The following is a 20,026-nucleotide window of genomic DNA, read 5'->3' as shown; positions in this document are numbered from 1 at the left end:
CCTTGGGCTGCATAACGCCGCGTTAAGCGGTGAGTTATAGTTGGCTAAATTTGTGTAGCGAAGCGGAGCCGAGCCAACTGTTACGAATCCGCCTTTAACGCCTTGTTAGGTATACTTTAAAACTGCTTTGCCGTTATATGAAATAAGACTGAACTACAAAACCAAGATAGCAAAATAGGTATAGGTAACATGGCCAAGAAATTATCTACGTTAAGTTGCGCAACAAAATGACTTACACCAATTATCAGTCCTAGAGTTGCAAGATATTTAAAAGGTAAATCTATACCTTTACCTGAAGATTTAGTTAAAACACATGAAATAATAAAGCCAACCCCTCCCAGTAACCCCCAAACTAAAACATAAATAGAGAAAACCGAAAAAAGGCCAAAACACCCCAAGTGCACATCACAATTATCAAAACCATAAATGCTGACCAGATAAATTAGTAAAGGAGGAACTGATGAAAAAATATATATTAAAAATAATTGTTTCACTTACTCTCCATAGCTAGCTTGTATACCTAACGCCGCAAATAAACGGCTAAAAATAGTTGGCTATAATTTGTGAGGTACGAACAAAGCCAACTGTTTTTTGTCCGCATTTTTTAATTTGCCTTGTTATGTTTACATTACCACAATAGGTATATCCCAATTTGTATTAGAGTTACCACCTATGGCTATATATTTAGCATTGTCAACGATGCCTTTCCCTATTTGCGAAAATTCGATGTTGGGGTATTTATTAATTATAATTCCCGTATCGATTTTAAACTGGTCTGAATAATTGACCTTAACTCCAGTCACAGTCAAGCCAAAACTATCTGTTTGGATAAAGTCGAAATTTCCAATATAAGTAGCCTTACCAGCTATGATTTCGAATTCAATTGACATGGGCAACGCTGGCTTAATAAAGGCATAACCACTCGCAACTCCCCAACGCCATACTTTATACTTTCCAGCAGGTAATTCGACAGCAAATACTTCCCCTTTACGATCTAAATGTGAAAAATCGCCTTCAGGAAAAATGGGCAATAAAGCTGTACCTGCACCAAATTCAATGTACCCTTTGTTTTCATTATCAATACCTTGAAAGTAAACTGAATATCCAGAGTAGCTACCTTGTACACTAATTGAAGAAATTAGCACTCCCTTTCCTGACTGAGAGTTTAAAGAATAATTACCTTTGATATTTGTTGAAGCACAACCCGTTAAAACAAGTACGGTTAAAATTAAAATAAATTTATTTTTCATATACTCTTATTCTTCTGTAAACATAACGCCTTAATAAACGGCGAAAAATAGCAGGCTAAACTAAGCGAAGAATGAGCGCAAGCCTGCTGTTTTGCGTCCATTGTTTAATTAACTTGTTATATTTCAGTTGCTGAGGTCCAAGTAGCTCTTAACTGATTGCCTATTTTTACACTCGCTAAAGTATGGCAGTTGCTTATCTACACAAATAATATACTCGTCTTCTAATTCAACCACAGGCTTGATGTCTTTTACCAAATAATGATCATTTACCTTTTTCAAGTGCACCAAAGCGAAGTTGAACGAAGTGAATTTAGGTAAACCACTTGAATGAGTGAACCCTATAAACTCAATAATTTCTGGTTCAGGGTTTTCGTTGTACCATTCGTAGACGTTATATTTCAATTCAAAAGCAACATCCATACAAATACCGCTTTCTACATATTTATCACATGACTTTTCGCTTTCGACTACTGAAAAAGGTGACCCCAGAAATACAATATCATTTGCTTGCAGCAAGGAACTAAAGAAAAGAATAAAGACAGTAAAAATTTTCACCAATCTCTCCCTGAAATATAACGCCCGATTAACGGGTAAAAAATTGTGGGCTAAAATTGAGCGAAGCGAATAGCCCGCAAGTTTTTTATCCCTGTTTAATTGCTTGTTATGCGTTGACACACCACTTTCAAAGCGCTTGCGCCTGCACCAACGAGCTAAACTTTTATTTATAAAAACACTCACCGAACCAAAAATTGCAAAGAAGCGCTCGACTGGTGAATGACCTTTCTGGTCACAGCTTAAATTGAAAAACGAAAAGCCAAGACCCACTTAAAATGTGATTACGCCACTGTACCTAAAAGCTGATTTGAAGAAAAGACTTGAAGTAAAAACTGCATTAAAGACAGAGATTTAAAGTGACGCATAACGCCGTCGTAACCGGCTAATAATAGTTGGCTATAATTTGTGAGGCACGAACAAAGCCAACTGTTATTTGTCCGCGTTGACGACCGTGTTATGCGTTGACACACCACTTTCAAAGCGCTTGCGCCTGCACCATTAAGCCAAAGTTTAAATTTAAAAACACTCACCAAACTCAAAATTGCAAAGAAGCGTTGGACTGGTGAATGATGATTCTGGACACAGCTTAAATTGAAAAACGAAAAGCCAAGACCAACTTAAAACTCAATTACGCCACTGTACCTAAAAGCTGATTTGAAGAAAAGGCTTGAAGTAAAAACTGCATTAAAGACAGCGGTTTAAAGTGACGCATAACGCCGTTGTAACCGGCTAATAATAGTTGGCTATAATTTGTGAGGCACGAACAAAGCCAGCTGTTATTTGTCCGCGTTTACAACTTTGTTATGTAGTGTTTTTAACCTAAGTGCTTGTATCTTGTCTTAAGCTTTTCGAACTCGTTTACTCTTTTGTTATGTTCTTTGACACTATAAAAACCAGCAACAAAAGAGAATAACCACACTATCAAGAAGCCCAAAAAGTAAGCCCCAAGCAAGATGAAAAACAACAGTACTGCAATTACCGCAAGTAACTTATTACTATAAAACAAACCTAATGGGCCAAAGAGTGACACCAACACGAACTGCTTGAAGTTACTCTTGATTTCAGCAGTTTCTAAATTCATAACTTCAGAGCTACATAACGCCGTTGTAACCGGCAAAAAATTGTTGGCTAAAATGTGAAGCGAAGCGTAACAGCCAACAGTTTTTTGTCCGCGTTGACGACTTTGTTATGCGTTGACACTCAAATTTAGAAGCGCTTGCGCCTGCACTAATAAGCCAAACTTAAAACTTAAAACACTCACCTAACCAAAAATTGCAAAGAAGCGATTGACTGTTGAATGACCTTTCTGGTCACAGCTTAAATTGAAAAAAGAAAAGCCAAGACCTACTTAAAAATTGATTGCACCACTGTACCTAAAAGCTAATTTGAAGAAAAGACTTGAAATAAAAACCGTTTTAAAGACAGCTATTTAAAGTGACGCATAACGCCTCGCTTAACCGGCGCAAAATAGCAGGCTAAAATTAGCGACGAAGGAGCGCAAGCCTGCTGTTTTGCGTCCTTTGGTTAAAGCGTTTGTTATATAACAAACTACTTACTCATAGCACTCTTAACTCTAATTAAAATAAATAAGCAACTTCCAGAAATTAAAAAGTGCGCCCAATAATCAACAATAGAGAATGAATCACTCGGTACAACAACCATGTAGAGGTCGTCCGCTTTAGCTACTTCTGTTAATACTACCTCGTACAGATAAGTATCATAAACAAATAGAGCAATGCCCGAAAAAATCAGAACGATGCTGATTATAAATAGGGCTTTAAACATTTCTCACAACTCCAATTGTTATATAACGCCCGATTAACGGGTAAAAATTGTGGGCTAAAATTGAGCGAAGCGAATAGCCCGCAAGTTTTTTATCCCTGTTTAATTGCTTGTTAGGCAATGTGTTACGCATGAGGCTCAGTTGGGTAACTATGCATTACACACCTTTGATTACATTTGTCACAATCTGCCGAGATAACCAACTTATAGTTGATGAAATACCCAAGAATGTTGAGCAATTTTGGCATGTACTTCACTAAAAAGCGTGCAAGTATTAAATACAAAATAACTACAGATACTAAAGACCTTAAAAGTTCAGGGTTTGTGTTTACACCTGCCAAAATTGATCCAACGGCACCGACAAACAGTGATGTTACTCCGTAGACTATCGCAAACAAAATTGAGGCGAAAGGAATGCAAAGTACAAACAAACCAAAACAATCTAACAGACTAATTTTAAATTCGATTTTCCTTTTAGATTTATTTCCACAGACGCTACATTTCATCGAGTTGCCTAACGCTCCGATATGGGGCACAAAATGCATGGCTAAATTTAGCGAGGTACGAGCGCAGCCATGCTTTTTGCGTCCTTACCATTATTGGCTTGTTATAAGCCACATACTGGGGTAATTACTTTACCAGAAAGGTCAATTACTACCTTACGATTAAAGTTTTGCGTAGGCGAACCATTATTAAAAACAACATAGCCAACTTTATAAACCCAGTAATTGGTTGTAGCGTCTTCTGATAAAACAGATGCCAAATTGTAATTTGTAACATGCGCTTTTTCGCCGCTGCTTAAGTTAGAATTAGCCCAGTTTTTGAAAGCTGTATTAATGCCCTTAACAGAAATAGGTAATTCAGATTCACCATCCCAATTTACGCTAGGTGGTATTTGAAACTTAAAAACACACTCTTTTCCTTTTACAGTCCATCGCTCAAAAACGCCTTCGCTACTAAAAGAAGCGCTGCTGAATAATAACAACAAAACTAGAAAGTTACGCATGTTCTACCTGTGGCTTATAACGCCTCAGTTAAAAGGCAAAATTTAGTTGGCTATAATGTGAAGCGGAGCGAAACCAGCCAACTGAATTTTGTCCGCTTTTAAACTGTTTGTTATGTTTCTATTCGTATTGCCGCATCTCTTCAACGATCTCTGCCATTAAATCGTCTGCTTCTATACACCAGAAAGTCCACTCTCTATTTGGGAACACCGCAACTTTAACGTCATCATCTTGTAACAATGGCAACCAATGCGATAGAAACTCTTGTAATGAAATTTCTTCGGCTTTGTGCCCAGGAAAGTTTAAATCAGTAATCTTTTGAGCGTATTCGGGGTGTGGCCATACAGGGAAATATTCGAAGCCTTCTGGCGCTACAGGAACTAACCAACCTTCATCGTTTTTTACAGTCCATAACTGCTCCCAATCAGCTACTTTACTGACAAAATGTTGAAAGCGGGCATTGCTATCAAGTGACTGAACAGATTCAAATTGTTTCTCGTTCATTACGTACGGCACGAACTCTCCTTAGAAACATAACGCCGTTGTAACCGGCAAAAAATTGTTGGCTAAAATGTGAAGCGAAGCGTAGCAGCCAACTGTTTTTTGTCCGCGTTGACGACCTTGTTATGCGTTGACACTCAAATTTAGAAGCGCTTGCGCCTGCACTAATAAGCCAAACTTAAAATTAAAAAACACTCACCAAACCTAAAATTGCAAAGAAGCGTTAGACTGGTGAATGACCTTTCTGGTCACAGCTTAAATTGAAAAACGAAAAGCCAAGACCAACTTAAAATTTGATTCGCTACTGTACCTAAAAGCTGATTTGAAGGAAAGACTTGAGATGAAAACCGCATTAAATACAGCGATTTAATGTGACGCATAACGCCCCAAGCAGGGGCAATTTTTAAGCTGGCTAAAATTAGGAGCGAAGCGACGGGAGCCAGCTTAAAATTGTCCCGTTGACTTGGCTTGTTATATTCTTTCCACCACAAAAGTAATGTGTTAAGGAAGTATTTTTGCTGCTTTTAATTTTCTATAAGTAATTAACCCTTTAAGTAGCCATATAAGAAAAAATATTACAAAAGCTGCATTCCAGTTAACAAACCTCTTTAAAGTAATACGATTTTCTAGTCTTAAAACAGCAAAAGATGGATTATTTTTCTTGTAGTAAATATCAACCTCCGCTCCTTTTCGAAACTGACTAATAAATAGCTCTGCATCAAGCTTGTTATGAAATGATCGCTTTTGGTTATGCCTAAGGTCAATTAGGTCGCTTTGATAAATAACACCATTAACGCGGTATGTATAATCTATTCGCACGTTAAAATCAGTTCGAAAAGATTTTGCTGGGGTATTTTTATAAATACTCGAGTTAACAACTTGTGCTCTGGCAAGACTATAAAGATCTGGCTCATATGTTAAGCCTGTTATTATTGGCTTGTGAAATGCCAACAGCACTACTAAATAGACAATGAACCCAAAAATCGGTCTCCGGTAAGGTGCTTTTAACTTTGCATTAGCATCTGCCTCAGGGTCATACTTGTAGCTAGGGTCTTTACCGCACGCTACACACTTACCCTCCGGAGCTAGTTTTCTATTGATTGTGATCGCACAACAATTTACACATTTCAATATTTTCTCCGAAAGTATAAATCCGAATATAACGCCCCACTAAGGTGCGAGTAATAGTTGGCTAAAATGTGTAGCGAAGCGAAACCGAGCCAACTGTTACGAGTCACGCTTTAGTGGCTTGTTATATGCAATTTTTAATTGCATCAAATTCTTTTGCAGCCATAGTTGGTACAAACTCTGTAACTTCATAATCTGCAACATTAGCGATATGAAATGGATCTTCTTTTATTGTTGAGTCCACTTCTGCTTTATTAGCAGCATTTAAAAGTATAATTCCACCTGTTCGTGGAACTTTTCGCCCTGAAGCAATAAATTTACCTGATGCGTAATACTTCTCAAGGAATGTAACGTGAGCTTCAATATATTTATCTACTTCTGATAATTCCGATTTATATGTTAAGGATACGATAAACACTTAACTCTCCATTGCATATAACGCTTGCCTAACCGGCGCAAAATAGCAGGCTAAACTTAGCGACGAAGGAGCGCAGCCTGCTGTTTTGCGTCCTTTGGTTTAGGAACTTGTTATGTGCCATTAATCCACTGTATTTCACAGTTACTATGAATAACTGCAACTAAAGCCTTTTTATTAGCTTTATTGTATTGCAACTCCACGTACCCCAAATCACTGTCTGTATCCATTTCACGGGATTGCTCATGGGAATACCGAAGGTTTTGCAATTTATGTTCAAAAATATAGCCATTGCTTGAAGCTTGATTTTGTTTACTTTCAAAAACTCGATTAATCATATCGACAGCTTCTGATTCAGGTATATTTAAACAATCTCTATTAGATAGCTGAAAATAAAGTAATACAGCAAAAATAGATACCATGCCTATTGATATTAAAAGTAAAATTTTGATCACAAGCTTCAATCAATGGCTCCAAACCAATATGGCACATAACGCTTGCCGTAAACGGCACAAAATAGCAGGCTAAAATTGGCGACGAAGGAGCACAAGCCTGCTGTTTTGTGTCCTTGGTTTAACGGCCTTGTTAGTTACGGTACCTTTTGAGCATCTGATTTTATTGAAGAAATAAAACCGAAAAGACAAATTATGCTTACTAAACTTAAACAAAAAATAGATAACTGATTTAGTTGTAAGTTACCAAAAATAAATAAGTCGCTTACTAGAAGTGCTGTACTTGACATGAAGCCAGCTAGAAAACCTGATTTGTGCTTTTTAAGATTCACCTTATCTCCTTACTGGATGAATTCCATTAGTAACTAACGCCTTAATAAACGGCGGAAAATAGCAGGCTAAACTAAGCGAAGAATGAGCGCAAGCCTGCTGTTTTGCGTCCATTGTTTAATTAACTTGTTATAAGCCACATACTGGGGTAATTACTTTACCAGAAAGGTCAATTACTACCTTACGATTAAAGTATTGCGTAGGCGAGCCATTATTAAAAACAACATAGCCAACTTTATAAACCCAGTAATTGGTTGTAGCGTCTTCTGAAAAAACAGATGCTAAATTGTAATTTGTAACATGCGCTCTTTCGCCGCTGCTTAGGTTAGCATTAGCCCAGTTTTTGAAAGCGGTATTAATGCCCTTAACAGAAATAGGTAATTCAGATTCACCATCCCAATTTACGCTAGGTGGTATTTGTAACTTAAAAACACATTCTTTTCCTTTTACAGTCCATCGCTCAAAAACACCTTCGCTACTAAAAGAAGCGCTGCTGAATAATAACAACAAAACTAGAAAGTTACGCATGTTCTACCTGTGGCTTATAACGCCGCAAATAAACGGCTAAAAATAGTTGGCTAAAATTTGTGAGGTACGAACAAAGCCAACTGTTTTTTGTCCGCACTTTTAATTTGCTTTGTTAGGTTTACGATAACATACAGAAAACCAGAACACTGTTGTTAAAGTAACACCGAAAACTGCATAAGTTATTATTGATTCAATAATTAACCTACCCGTTGCGTCCGTAAAAGAAGGTATAAATACAAATATAATAGAAGGAACAAGACCGACTATTAAATAGTGATGTAAACCAACAAGTTCGTTACGGCTCAACCAAAGGTGTATAGGCAGCACATAAAAGACTAACGCTGATACACTTACTAAACCACCTAGAACTGAAGCGAAAAGTAAATGAAAGAAAAGCACATTAAAGTCTGCTAAGTACCAAAAATATGCAAAAGACAACCCCCAACCTGTAAGGATTGCATTTCTTAACCCTTTGATAATTGTATTCAAACTAGTAAACCTAACGCCCGCATAACGGGCTAATAAAGCTTGGCTAAAATTAGTGAGGCACGAACTAAGCCAAGCTTTATTAGTCCATGCGTTGATGCATTTGTTAGCTTTCGCGGCGCTCCATTTTGGAAACGTAAAATACGCCCCCAGCGATAAGCCCAACTATAGAAAACAAGCATAATTGTAAAATGCTATATCCATAACCAATTAGCGTTATTGAACCATTTTCGACTAATACCTTACCATTTACAACTGAGCGTTCTAAACCAAAAGGAAACACAAAAAAGAAAGAAACTAGACAAGTAGATATAACTGAAGATTTAAGAACGGTATTCAATGAATAGCCACAAATCTTGGTTATAAGTTTGTATATTGGGAAAGCCGTTACTGGAACCAAAAGAAGAACAATTATTACCGACCAAGCAAAAATACCAATGGGTACTGATACAAATTTCATTTCAATTGCCATTGGCGCTAAATAAGCCACGACCAAAGAAGCTAGAATAAAACTTAATATTGTTCTCAACTCGAAACCTTATAGAAAGCTAACAGCTTATTCTCTCCCAAACTGCCTGTATAAATACCGACAAAACGGGCTATATTACGTGTCCCAATATTCACACAAGAAAAGTTCTTTGTAAACATGAGTTTATAATGTCCAATTTTGTTCACCTGTGAAAATTGGACAAAACGCGCTGTAATAATGTTATTGGACAAAATCAAATGACTGTATGAATAAACAGCGCTATTTTAATTCCATTAAAAAGGGCCTATAAAGGCCCTTACTATTTATTTTATGTTTTAAAGATGCTCTTTAAACAGCTTATAAATACGACGGTATTCATCTAACCAACCCGTTGGCTGTCTAAACCCATGCGGCTCTACTGGGTAAATCGCTGTCTCGAAGTTTTCTTTTTCAAGCTCAATAAAGCGTTGAACAAGTCGAACAACATCTTGGAAGAAAACATTATCATCAACCATTGGCGCGTTGATAAGTAATGGTTTCTCTAAACCTTCAGCAAAGTAGATTGGAGAACTGCGGCGATAAGCAATTGGGTCTACATCTGGGTGGTTAAGAATGTTAGAGGTGTATGGGGTATTGTAGTATGCCCAATCAGAAACTGGTCGAAGTGCAGCACCCGCTTGGAATAGTTCAGGCTTTGTAAGCAGTGCCATAAATGTCATAAAGCCACCGTAAGAACCACCATAGGTACCTACTGCGCCTGTATCAACATTTACATTTTCAGCCATCCACTTAACACCGTCTTCTAAGTCTTGAATTTCAGGTGTGCCCATTTGGCGGTAAATGGCTGTACGCCAATCACGGCCGTAACCTTTAGACGCTCTATAGTCCATATCCATAACCACATAGCCTTCGCTTGCTAACAGTGAATGGAACATAAACTCACGGAAGTAACCAGACCAACCCATGTGTGAGTTTTGTAAGTAACCCGCACCGTGATTGAAGATAACGGCTTTACGTGTTTTGCCAGACTCACCTTCTACGTAGTCAGCCGGGTAATAGACTTTTGCATAGATTGGTTGATCAGTATGACTTGAAGGCACAGCAACGATTTTTGGTGCGATTAATTTCTTATTTAAGAACTCGTCAGACACAGTATTTGTTAAACGCGTTACTTGTGCATTTGGCTTTGCATCTGCAACATATAGTTCATTAGGCATCATGACCTTTGAGTGATTAAGCAATAATTTTTGCTCATCTTGGCTCAATTCATAATCCGTCATACCATCTAAATCAGTCAGCGGCACTTTTTCAGTAGTTTGTGTATTCACGCGATAAACTTCGTAAATACCTGGGTGCTTAACATTCGCTTTAAAATAGATTTGTGAATCATCTTTGCTTAGCGTTAGGTGTGATACAACAAATTGACCTTTTGTAAGTTGCTTTGCTTTGCCATTTACAGGTTTAGTAAATATATGGCTATAGCCTGTTTCTTCAGACAAGTAATACAAAGTATCTGAATTGTTCATCCAGCCAAAGTCATTGTACGTGTAGTTCACCCATGCATCATCGTGTAAACGATGTTGTGATTTGAACTCGTTATTGTCAAAGTCAACGGTTGCTATCCAACGGTCTTTGTTATCCCATGCTTCAAGCATTACCGCAACTTGAGAGCCTGACGAGTTCCACTGTACCGCACTTTGATCCCACCCCCAGTCCATCATCAAGTTAATATGACGAGGCTCACGTTTTGATTCGTAATTTCTGCCTTCAGCTTTTGCGTTTTCTGCTTTCTCAGCTGCTAAAACATCTTCATCAAAACCAGGTAGTGTTTCATAACTTAAAGTTGTTTGTGCTTTAGATGCGATATCAATGAAAATCACATCTGAGCTAGATGGTTTCGAATCAGCTACGCGACGACGAGCTGGTACTGCTTCAATGTCACCGTTTTGTGACACATAATTAGGCATAATGTCAGTATCAGCGCGCCATGGTGTGCTCTTTGTCACAACGGCGATAAGTTTATCGCCTTCTGGAGAAAGGCTTGCTTCTACAAGGCGGTTACCTTTACCTAGATAAAATTGGTTAGACGCAATTGTGTCATTTTCAGCATTTAATTGCTCTTTGCGCTGTTTTTTATCTAGTGCGTTTTTATGTGTTAGCTTTACAAAATCAATCAGCTTGTGTTGCTCTTTGGCAATGTATGTTGATGGCTCTTGCGTGCCTTTAGGTTTGTCAGCTAGATGTAATTTCACAAGCTCTTTAGTAAGACCTGAATTAATATCAACGCTAAAGAAGCTATTACCTGTGCGATAAGCTAATTCACCAGAATTTAAAAACTGTAAAGAGCGTGCTCTATCAGAATTTTGTGTTAGCTGTTTGATTGCGCCCGTTTTGATGTTCTTAACAAATACATTGCCTTCAAACGTGTAGGCTTGCACTGCATCGTCTTGTGAATAGACCGCGTTTTTAGTACCAACCGTATGAAGTTGGTTTAACACAACTTGCGTAGGCGCTTTACCAGCTGTAACAGCAAAAGTATCACGTAATTCATTACCCGCTTGCTTGCGGTTGAAAATCACAGTTTGGCTATCTGAAGCCCAAAATGCGCGCTCAGGTTGACGACCCAACCAATCAGGGTGCGCCATTGCTTGCTTTAATGTGATGTTCTCACCACCAAAATCTAAAGGCGTTGCCACAACAGGTGCGAAGTTTGAAGTAGGCTCAGCCTTTACAGCGTCAGTAGATGTGGTTGTTTGACAACCGGTTAAGAACAGGCTCGCTGCGACCGCAGCTGAAATTAGAGAGTGTTTGATCATAGTTATTCTTCAACTTGTTAGACTAGCTCAATTTAAGCAAATGCGAAGATAGAATACGAATAATTTTAGATAAAATAACAATAATTAAGGAAGTGCGTAATTCTTTCAGTAAAACATTGGGGTATATGAACATAAAAAAGGCCAGCATAGGATGCTGGCCAAATACTCTCTGCGCTCACATAGTCGTTGATGAACAACGATTATGAAATGAGGCCTATCCGCGCCTCATTACCTAAGACTAGTCCATTTTTGAAAAGTTCCAAGAAATTTGTATTAATTTATCACCCGATCGATTATCAATAGTAAAATGACTGAACTTACAATGCCCCAAAGTAAAGTTGCCATCGCTAGAGGGCGCCACCCTGTTTGTTTTAACATAGCCAAAGACACACTTGATCCGACCAAAAATAAACAGGCATAGAGTACATGTTTTGCTCCTACATAACCCAACTGCCAAAAAGTCGAATATTCAGGAAAGTACGTATTAATAAGTGCAGCCAATAAAAAGCCGACAATGAAAAGTGGTATACTGGCCTTTTCTTCACTTTTCCAAAATACACCGGCCAAAGCAGTATATGGAATGATCCACATAGCGCGAGTGAGCTTGATTGTTGTTGCAATACCGACTGCGATTGGTCCGTAAGTCGAGGCTGTTGCAACCACACTGCTCGTATCATGGATCGCAAGCGCAGCCCAAATCGCAAATTGTTCTTGGGTTAACTCAAAGTAATGCCCGATGGCAGGAAAAATCAGCAAAGCTAAGCCATTTAATAGAAATACGATGGCCAATGACACCGCAATCTCGTGCTGTTTAGCTTTTATTACTGGAGCCATTGCCGCAATTGCGCTACCACCACAGATGGCTGTGCCAAAAGACAACAACACACTGGTGTTTTTATTGACTTTAAAGAGCTGTCCTAATATTTCACCGAGCCCTATTATGGCTGTTATGCTGACAATGGTAAGAACAAATGAACTTCGCCCGACTTCAAGTACATCATTAAAGTCGACATTAAATCCTAGTCCTATCACAGCTAATTTTAATAACCATTTACTGGCTTGATTACTTAACGACAAGTATGGGTTAGTAAAAATCAGTGTGAAAGCAAGACCAAGAAGAAGAGAGAATGCAGGACCAATAAATCCTGTAAGACAAAGTACAAATAACCCAATAAACGAAAACTGTTTAATAGACTGACTAGTCACTTTGCTAATGCCTTATTTATATTCCAATAATTAGAGTCAAAAAAGCCGAGTTGAACTCGGCTTTTTTATTACAGTGGTTTTAACTGCTGAGCAGTTTTCTGAACACCAGGGTAGTCTTGCTCTGGCAGTACTTTTGCCAGCTCAGCAAGTTTATCACCAAGTTCAGATAAGCTATTAGCAGAAACGTTAATATGACCCATTTTACGGCCTGGTTTTGCAGACTTGCCATACCAGTGACTGGTTGTATCAGCAACAGCCAATACGTCAGTTGGAATATTTGCTTGCCCTAGCACGTTGATCATCGCGGTTGGGCGATTCAAAATCGTTGAACCGAGTGGTAGGCCCGTAACGGCGCGCATGTGGTTTTCGAATTGACTAACATGACACCCCTGCTGAGTCCAATGACCCGAGTTATGTACACGTGGCGCAATTTCATTTACCAACAAAGTGCCATCTACATCGAAAAACTCAATGGCTAATACGCCGACATACTCTAATGCATTGGCGATAGCGTTAAACGCAGACTCTGCTTGCGCTTGAATTGCATTTTTCTCTTTACCCGCGATTGAAAGCGTTAATACCCCATTGGTATGTTGGTTTTCAGTCAGTGGGTAGATTGCAGTTTCACCATTTTTCGAACGAACACCAATGATAGATACTTCGCGATCAAATGGGATCATTTTCTCTGCAATAATTTGATGAGATGCATCTTTCGCTAAAAATTCAGACATTTCAGCCCAAATTTGCTCAACCTCATCCAAAGATTTTACACGCCACTGCCCTTTACCGTCGTAACCTGCTTGGCAAGTTTTGACTACCAAAGGCATTGCGAGTTCTTCAATCGAATCTAGCAAGTGCTGTTTTTCAGTGATAATTTTATAAGGCGCGCATGCAACTTTTGCAGTATCAAGAAGTGCTTTTTCTTTCGCTCTATCACCACCTGTTGCTATGGCTTCTGTGCCCGGGTAAAACTTACCACTTTCATCACATAGCTTTAGAATATCTAAAGGAATATGCTCGAACTCAGCAGTAATAGCGTCTGCAGAATCAATGGCTTGTTGTAATGACTGATCAACTGTTAAAAACGTAACAGGATCGATGACTTTTTCAGAGCCAACATCGTAAGCTGTAACATGAATGTCTAAGTTCTTCGATGACAAGCTCATCATTCGCGCAAGTTGCCCTGCGCCAAGGACTAAAACGTTCATATTACTCAGCAGGATTTGGGTTAGCTAAAATTGTTTCTGTTTGTTCTTTACGGAAAGCTTCAACTTTTGCAAAGATTTCTGGTTGCTGACAACCTAAAATCTGAGCTGCAAGTAAGCCCGCGTTAGCCGCACCCGCATCACCAATTGCTAATGTACCAACGGCTACGCCTTTTGGCATCTGGCAAATTGAAAGCAATGAATCAACACCGTTTAGTGTTTTAGATTTAACTGGTACACCCAGAACTGGTAAGCTTGTGAAAGCCGCAGCCATACCTGGAAGGTGTGCAGCGCCACCAGCACCAGCAATAATAATTTTGATACCACGATCAGCTGCGCTTGACGCGTAATCAGCCAGAAGTTGAGGTGTACGGTGAGCCGAAACTACTTTTGTTTCATAGTCGATGCCAAACTTGTCCAGCATGTCTGCTGCATGTTGCATAGTAGGCCAGTCTGATTTTGAGCCCATGATAATGCCAACCGTCATAATAAATCCTCAGAAGTTTTGAACGATAGAAAAACAAACTGCAGGCTCTTATTGGGGGTAAGCCTGCAGTTTCTGTGTGGGTATTATACCTATCTAGTTAGGTAATACCATTGAAAAGTACCATTGTATAAAGCGGTTAGTTAGCCGACTCTTGTTGTGCTAGGTACTCGTCATATGTGCCTTTAAAGTCTATCACTTTACCGTCTTTAATTTCCCAAATACGGGTTGCAAGTGATGATACAAACTGACGGTCATGTGACACAAACAACAAGGTGCCTTCGTATTGCTCAAGTGCTAAGTTAAGTGCTTCGATTGATTCCATGTCCATGTGGTTTGTAGGTTCATCCATCAGCAAAATATTATGCTTGTGCATCATTAGTTTGCCGAACAACATACGACCTTGCTCACCACCTGATAGGACTTTTACTGACTTTTTGATGTCATTTTGTGAAAACAGCATACGGCCTAAGAAACCACGAACCACTTGCTCGTCGTCACCTTCTTGCTGCCATTGCTCCATCCACTGAAATACAGTTTGGTCTTTTTCAAACTCATCAGCATGGTCTTGGGCATAATAACCAATATTTGAATTTTCAGACCATTTAAACTCACCTGCCTTAGGTGCCAAACGACCCGCTAAGGTGTGGAGTAACGTTGATTTACCCACACCATTCTCACCTATGATAGCGATGCGCTCACCCACTTCGACTAAGCCTTCTAAGCCTGAGAACAAAGTGCTGTCATAACCCTGTGATACATTGGTAATTTCAAGTGCATTTCTGAAAAGCTGCTTGCTTTGTTCAAAACGAATGAAAGGCGATTGACGAGACGATGCTTTAACTTCATCAAGTTGAATTTTATCAATCTGTTTCGCACGAGATGTGGCTTGTTTTGCTTTTGAAGCATTTGCCGAGAAGCGAGACACGAATTGTTGAAGTTCTGCAATTTGCGCTTTCTTCTTAGCATTCTCGTTTAATAGTTTTTCTCGCGCTTGAGTCGCTGCAAACATATACTCGTCATAGTTACCTGGATAGACACGTAATTCACCGTAGTCGATATCGGCCATGTGCGTACAAACGGAGTTTAAGAAGTGACGGTCGTGCGAAATAATTAACATGGTGCAATCACGCTGATTAAGCACTTCTTCTAACCATTTAATTGTGTAGATGTCCAAGTTGTTGGTTGGTTCATCTAGTAGCATGATGTCAGGATCAGCAAATAGCACCTGCGCAAGAAGTACTCGAAGTTTGAAACCCGGTGCGACCTCCGACATTAAGCCATAGTGTTGCTCAGTACCTATGCCAACGCCTAGTAGTAATTCACCCGCTTTTGCTTCAGCCGAGTAACCATCCATTTCTGCAAATTGTGTTTCAAGATCTGCCACTTTCATACCATCTTCTTCACTCATTTCTGGTAAAGAGTAGATACGATCACGCTCGGCTTTAATTTCCCAAAGCTCTTTGTGACCCATAATAACGGTATCAATAACAGAGTATTGCTCGTAAGCGAATTGATCCTGATTAAGTTTCGCTAAACGAATATTTGGAGCTACACTCACGTTACCCGCAGAAGGTTCAAGCTCAGAGCCTAAAATTTTCATGAATGTCGATTTACCACATCCATTGGCACCGATGAGACCGTAGCGATTTCCATCACCAAATTTAACAGAAATGTTTTCAAAAAGTGGTTTTGCACCAAACTGCATGGTGACATTAGATACGTTTAAAATAACGAGCTCCAAATAGCATATAAAGTAAAACTAGCCGTATTTTAAACTAAAGGTTTTTTGAGAGCCACCAGAGAGTGGTTAAGAATAGAAACTAATGCACGAACACGTTAAAAATATAATTCCAATCCTTTTGATACTTTTGTAACTTTTCAATAATACTTGGGGTGATTTCGGTTCCAGCTGTTAAGATAACAGCGCCCTGTTTATTCAATAGATCCTGTGTTAAATGCATACCTGTTTCTAAACAACTCACTCCGACACACACGTCAATATCATGATTTTCGAACACCTTACCGCTCGATAGTAATTCAAAATACACATCTAGGATGTGTGAGTCATAAAACTCAGTTGCTAAAGTTCGCATAGTTTGCATTGCTTGATCTTGCTGCATCTTCTCACCAGTAATACGACCGATTAATAACTTATCGTAATCATTTACTATGGTAAGAATACGGCTGATAGTAGGTATGTTATCTGCGATTAAATGATCAGGTAAACCAGTACCATTATAGTGTTCGTATTGATGCAAAATACCTTTGCCTATAATTTGCAAATTAGGCAGTTTTTGAAGGATTTCAGCGCCTTTTATAGCATTTTGTTGCTTTGCTATGAGTTGATCTTTCGTCAATTCATTTTCAGTGCATTTAACAAGCTCATCAGGTAATGACACCTTACCAATTTCATGCATTAACCCAGCTAAGTAAGCTTGAGTAATGAGTGGCTTTTCTAACCCTAGGTGCTTAGCAACTAACCGACAATGAGAAGCTACGCGCTTTATGTGTCCATCGTCACTACCTGTCGTGTCTTCAATGATTAGGTTAATCATCTCGATGACGTCATGAAACAGTTTGCGCTGCTTTTGATTCACGTTTTTCAATTTGTCAGTAAGCTGAGAAAGTGATGAGGTTCGAGCTTGAACTTTACTTTCAAGTTCATCGTTGTAAGTTTGTAATTGTTTATTTTTCTCTTCTAACTCATTTTGTAAACGAATAACAGACTGCTTTAATTGATACTGATCACAAGCTTGCATCACAATTTCTTTTAAATCGTCGTTGCGCCAAGGTTTACTGACATAGTTTGAGATCTTGCCTTCATTAATTGCTAAAGCAGTTGAGTCGATGTCTGAGTAGCCCGTAAGTAGAATACGAGCTGTGTTTGGATTGATGATAAAAGCCTGGGCAAGCAGTTCTGCACCACTCATCAATGGCATTTTCATGTCTGAAATGATAAGCGCAAATTCTTGCTGTTTTAAAATTTCGACAGCTTCAAGTGGTTTATCACACACAGTCACTTCAAACTCCTTTCTAAACAGGCGTTTTAAAGCGTTAAGTACTTGTGTCTCATCATCCACAATCAAAATTGGCAATTTATCAGACATTTAATAAAACCTTATGTTTCTACAAATGATTTTAAAACATTGCGTTAAGTAAAAAGTGACACTATTTTAAAAATATATCAACCTCATAACGCAAAATGCGGAGATTTATATGAAAGGCAGTGTTTTCAACGCGCTACAAGAGTTTGTAGAAACCAATCATGGCTTAGAAGCATGGGACACCATGTTAAATACACTCGACCTTCCCTCTCAAGGGATCTACACATCTTCAATAAAGTACGATGACAGCGAAATGTTCAGCATCGTCACTTATTATTGTGAAGCATTAAACGTACCAGCTTCTGATTTACTTAGAACTTTTGGAGAGTTCTTATTTGCTAAACTCATGCCTATGGCACCCAGTGAAGCAAAACAAGCGCCATCTCTGCATGCGTTTCTACATATGGTTGATAACTTAATTCACGTTGAAGTAAAAAAACTCTATGCAGATTCAAATCTTCCTGAATTTGATTATAAAGACCAAAATGATCAACATCTGACGATGATTTATCGATCAGAACGAAAGCTATGTCATTTATCTGAAGGGCTCATTTTAGGAGCGGCGAAGCATTTTGGGGAAGAAGTCTCTATTTCTCAATCGAAATGTTTACACGAGGGTGATGAAGCTTGTCATATAGAAGTAAGGTTTCTATGAGTGAAGAAACACAAAACAAAATAGACGTACTTGAACGCGCACTAAAAAGAGAGCGAGCAGCTAGAAAGCTCGCCGAAATGCAGCTTGAAAACTATACTCGAGAGCTATTAGAACAAGAAGTTTTAAATGATGAAACGCGTATGGAAGTCGAAAACCAACAAACTCAACTGTCTTTTTTAACTGGCCTTTTAGCTGAAACCTGGAGCAAGCCAACGCTAAATAAGATTGTTGAAAACTATCTCGAAAGAACCTGTGCGTTTTTATCTAAACCAGATAATTTATTCATTGAACTTGATAATCAATGTAATTACGGTCAATTTCAATACTACACTCAAACGAGTACCGAATCTGAAATAAATGAGCACTTGCAACTGTTAAAGTCTTTTCTTGCTCAACTCGACAGAGAAAAAGTATTCGATTTATTACAAAAAGAGCAAGAAACACAACTCATAGATACCAATGACATAAGTAACGAAGCACAAGATTTTTATCAATTTTGCGTCATGGTACCTCTGTACACACTCACACTTGAAGATAAAAAAACGGTTGGTGTTGCAGTTTTACTCTATCAAGACCAACAAGATATCAATATCACCAAACTACAAACTCTTGAGTCATCAAGAAGCATGCTTTCTATTGCGATTGAAAGAAAGAGAGCTGAAGAAGAGCTTCAACAACAACTCATAAACCTTGAAGAAACAAACAAAGTTTTAGAACAAACACAATTGCAACTCGTTGGACAAGAAAAGCTGGCTTCTCTAGGTTACCTTGCTGCTGGTGTTGCCCATGAAATTAATAACCCGGTTGGCTTTGTATTAAGTAACCTCGATACCATGGCTGACTATATCAAAGATATTAAATCTGCGTTGCAGCCGCTTGCTGATGAACAATCGAGTAACTCGTTGTCACAATTAAACAAAAACTATGAAGAATATGAATTGCCATTTTTATTTAAAGACAGCGACGAAATTTTAAAATCTTCAGTCGAGGGGTTAGAAAGAGTCAAGGCCATTGTGGCAGATTTGAGTACTTTCTCTCGGATGGACAACGATGAACTAGAGCCAATCGATGTGACCAAAGTCATAAATAAATCTCTTAATATGGTAAGCAATGAATTCAAATATAAACACCATATCGAAACTGACCTGTTAGAAAGCGCGACGATTTTAGGCATAGAAAGTAAATTACAACAAGTCTTTATAAACCTGTTTGTTAACGCAAAGCAGGCCATGGCTGAGGGTGGAACTTTGTTCGTACGTTGCTATAGAGAGCGTACAAAAATCATGGTGCGTGTAAAAGATGAAGGTAAAGGCATTCCTCAAGAAAACATAAAAGAAATATTCACCCCTTTTTTCACAACTAAAGCTCCAGGCGAAGGCACTGGTTTAGGCTTGTCTATTTCATATAGCATTTTGCAGCAACATAATGCAAAAGTTGAAGTGTTAAGTGAGCCCAATGAAGGTACCGAATTTGTGATCTCATTCTTTGAATTTTTCTAATCTAAATTCAGATTATTCGTTAATAAATACAAACCTGAAATTAAAAGTGATATTTATTGAGATATCACTTTTTTAATTCAAAATAAACTTGGCTTAAAAAACCTTAGTTTTGGTTAAGAGATTTACTAACTTATAGATATTAAGTTTATAAGTG

General features: G+C 38.5%; 20 protein-coding genes. 2 read left to right on the top strand and 18 right to left on the bottom strand.

Annotation, left to right across the window (positions count from 1 at the left end; translation table 11 throughout):
* Window positions 1-116 precede the first annotated feature (116 nt).
* From ACXAC4_RS08040 to nosR, 18 genes are all read right to left on the bottom strand, one after another.
* Window positions 117-494 carry a hypothetical protein gene (locus ACXAC4_RS08040; RefSeq protein WP_475160452.1) on the bottom strand — a complete coding sequence of 126 codons (378 nt, stop codon included), beginning with the start codon at window positions 492-494 and terminating at the stop codon, window positions 117-119.
* Window positions 495-623: 129 nt separating this feature from the next.
* Window positions 624-1,250, bottom strand: coding sequence for a hypothetical protein (locus tag ACXAC4_RS08035; protein WP_475160451.1), 627 nt, complete (start codon window positions 1,248-1,250; stop codon window positions 624-626).
* Window positions 1,251-1,373: 123 nt separating this feature from the next.
* Window positions 1,374-1,805: a hypothetical protein gene (locus ACXAC4_RS08030; protein ID WP_475160449.1), complete on the bottom strand. Its 432-nt coding sequence runs from the start codon at window positions 1,803-1,805 to the stop codon at window positions 1,374-1,376.
* A gap of 814 nt (window positions 1,806-2,619) precedes the next feature.
* Window positions 2,620-2,886: a hypothetical protein gene (locus tag ACXAC4_RS08025; protein WP_475160448.1), complete on the bottom strand. Its 267-nt coding sequence runs from the start codon at window positions 2,884-2,886 to the stop codon at window positions 2,620-2,622.
* A 1,308-nt stretch (window positions 2,887-4,194) separates the two neighbouring features.
* The gene (locus ACXAC4_RS08020) at window positions 4,195-4,593 is read right to left on the bottom strand and encodes a hypothetical protein (protein ID WP_475160447.1); all 399 of its coding nucleotides are present in this window, start codon (window positions 4,591-4,593) and stop codon (window positions 4,195-4,197) included.
* A 118-nt stretch (window positions 4,594-4,711) separates the two neighbouring features.
* Window positions 4,712-5,107, bottom strand: a complete 396-nt coding sequence (locus ACXAC4_RS08015) for a DUF2750 domain-containing protein (RefSeq protein ID WP_475160445.1) — start codon at window positions 5,105-5,107, stop codon at window positions 4,712-4,714.
* 486 nt (window positions 5,108-5,593) lie between these two features.
* Complete coding sequence (locus tag ACXAC4_RS08010; protein WP_475160443.1) at window positions 5,594-6,223, bottom strand: DUF3592 domain-containing protein; 630 nt, start codon at window positions 6,221-6,223, stop codon at window positions 5,594-5,596.
* A 121-nt stretch (window positions 6,224-6,344) separates the two neighbouring features.
* The gene (locus tag ACXAC4_RS08005; RefSeq protein ID WP_475160441.1) at window positions 6,345-6,638 is read right to left on the bottom strand and encodes a YciI family protein; all 294 of its coding nucleotides are present in this window, start codon (window positions 6,636-6,638) and stop codon (window positions 6,345-6,347) included.
* A gap of 110 nt (window positions 6,639-6,748) precedes the next feature.
* Window positions 6,749-7,099, bottom strand: coding sequence for a hypothetical protein (locus ACXAC4_RS08000; RefSeq protein ID WP_475160440.1), 351 nt, complete (start codon window positions 7,097-7,099; stop codon window positions 6,749-6,751).
* Window positions 7,100-7,546: 447 nt separating this feature from the next.
* Window positions 7,547-7,945 carry a hypothetical protein gene (locus ACXAC4_RS07995; RefSeq protein WP_475160439.1) on the bottom strand — a complete coding sequence of 133 codons (399 nt, stop codon included), beginning with the start codon at window positions 7,943-7,945 and terminating at the stop codon, window positions 7,547-7,549.
* A 99-nt stretch (window positions 7,946-8,044) separates the two neighbouring features.
* Entirely contained in the window at window positions 8,045-8,434 is a 390-nt protein-coding gene (locus ACXAC4_RS07990; protein WP_475160437.1) for a hypothetical protein, read from the bottom strand.
* A gap of 103 nt (window positions 8,435-8,537) precedes the next feature.
* The gene (locus ACXAC4_RS07985; protein WP_475160435.1) at window positions 8,538-8,960 is read right to left on the bottom strand and encodes a hypothetical protein; all 423 of its coding nucleotides are present in this window, start codon (window positions 8,958-8,960) and stop codon (window positions 8,538-8,540) included.
* Between the two features lie 275 nt (window positions 8,961-9,235).
* Complete coding sequence (locus tag ACXAC4_RS07980; RefSeq protein ID WP_475160433.1) at window positions 9,236-11,716, bottom strand: S9 family peptidase; 2,481 nt, start codon at window positions 11,714-11,716, stop codon at window positions 9,236-9,238.
* 273 nt (window positions 11,717-11,989) lie between these two features.
* Window positions 11,990-12,922 carry a YeiH family protein gene (locus tag ACXAC4_RS07975; RefSeq protein WP_475160432.1) on the bottom strand — a complete coding sequence of 311 codons (933 nt, stop codon included), beginning with the start codon at window positions 12,920-12,922 and terminating at the stop codon, window positions 11,990-11,992.
* A gap of 68 nt (window positions 12,923-12,990) precedes the next feature.
* Complete coding sequence (locus tag ACXAC4_RS07970; RefSeq protein ID WP_475160430.1) at window positions 12,991-14,130, bottom strand: 5-(carboxyamino)imidazole ribonucleotide synthase; 1,140 nt, start codon at window positions 14,128-14,130, stop codon at window positions 12,991-12,993.
* A 1-nt stretch (window position 14,131) separates the two neighbouring features.
* A complete protein-coding gene (purE, locus tag ACXAC4_RS07965) occupies window positions 14,132-14,614 on the bottom strand; it encodes a 5-(carboxyamino)imidazole ribonucleotide mutase (RefSeq protein WP_130254288.1) in 483 nt (160 codons plus the stop codon).
* A gap of 136 nt (window positions 14,615-14,750) precedes the next feature.
* Complete coding sequence (locus tag ACXAC4_RS07960) at window positions 14,751-16,355, bottom strand: ABC-F family ATPase (RefSeq protein ID WP_475160428.1); 1,605 nt, start codon at window positions 16,353-16,355, stop codon at window positions 14,751-14,753.
* A 79-nt stretch (window positions 16,356-16,434) separates the two neighbouring features.
* Entirely contained in the window at window positions 16,435-17,721 is a 1,287-nt protein-coding gene (gene nosR, locus ACXAC4_RS07955) for a response regulator c-di-GMP phosphodiesterase, NosR family (protein WP_475160425.1), read from the bottom strand.
* Window positions 17,722-17,830: 109 nt separating this feature from the next.
* Here nosR and ACXAC4_RS07950 point away from each other — a divergent pair, with 109 nt between their 5' ends.
* Both ACXAC4_RS07950 and ACXAC4_RS07945 read left to right on the top strand, forming a co-directional pair.
* A complete protein-coding gene (locus ACXAC4_RS07950; protein ID WP_475160420.1) occupies window positions 17,831-18,373 on the top strand; it encodes a heme NO-binding domain-containing protein in 543 nt (180 codons plus the stop codon).
* Entirely contained in the window at window positions 18,370-19,872 is a 1,503-nt protein-coding gene (locus ACXAC4_RS07945; RefSeq protein WP_475160418.1) for a sensor histidine kinase, read from the top strand. The genes ACXAC4_RS07950 and ACXAC4_RS07945 overlap by 4 nt, the downstream gene beginning before the upstream one ends.
* Window positions 19,873-20,026 lie beyond the last annotated feature (154 nt).

The organism is Pseudoalteromonas sp. AWM4_233 (genome assembly GCF_056158285.1).
This window is presented reverse-complemented; position numbering and strand designations above follow the sequence as displayed.

Coding starts and splice junctions, on each gene's coding strand:
- ACXAC4_RS07950 (WP_475160420.1), top strand. CDS start 17,831: ATGAAAGGCAGTGTTTTCAACGCGCTACAAGAGTTTGTAGAAACCAAT.
- ACXAC4_RS07945 (WP_475160418.1), top strand. CDS start 18,370: ATGAGTGAAGAAACACAAAACAAAATAGACGTACTTGAACGCGCACTA.
- ACXAC4_RS07980 (WP_475160433.1), bottom strand. CDS start 11,716: ATGATCAAACACTCTCTAATTTCAGCTGCGGTCGCAGCGAGCCTGTTC.
- ACXAC4_RS08025 (WP_475160448.1), bottom strand. CDS start 2,886: ATGAATTTAGAAACTGCTGAAATCAAGAGTAACTTCAAGCAGTTCGTG.
- nosR (WP_475160425.1), bottom strand. CDS start 17,721: ATGTCTGATAAATTGCCAATTTTGATTGTGGATGATGAGACACAAGTA.
- purE (WP_130254288.1), bottom strand. CDS start 14,614: ATGACGGTTGGCATTATCATGGGCTCAAAATCAGACTGGCCTACTATG.
- ACXAC4_RS08035 (WP_475160451.1), bottom strand. CDS start 1,250: ATGAAAAATAAATTTATTTTAATTTTAACCGTACTTGTTTTAACGGGT.
- ACXAC4_RS08020 (WP_475160447.1), bottom strand. CDS start 4,593: ATGCGTAACTTTCTAGTTTTGTTGTTATTATTCAGCAGCGCTTCTTTT.
- ACXAC4_RS07995 (WP_475160439.1), bottom strand. CDS start 7,945: ATGCGTAACTTTCTAGTTTTGTTGTTATTATTCAGCAGCGCTTCTTTT.
- ACXAC4_RS07970 (WP_475160430.1), bottom strand. CDS start 14,130: ATGAACGTTTTAGTCCTTGGCGCAGGGCAACTTGCGCGAATGATGAGC.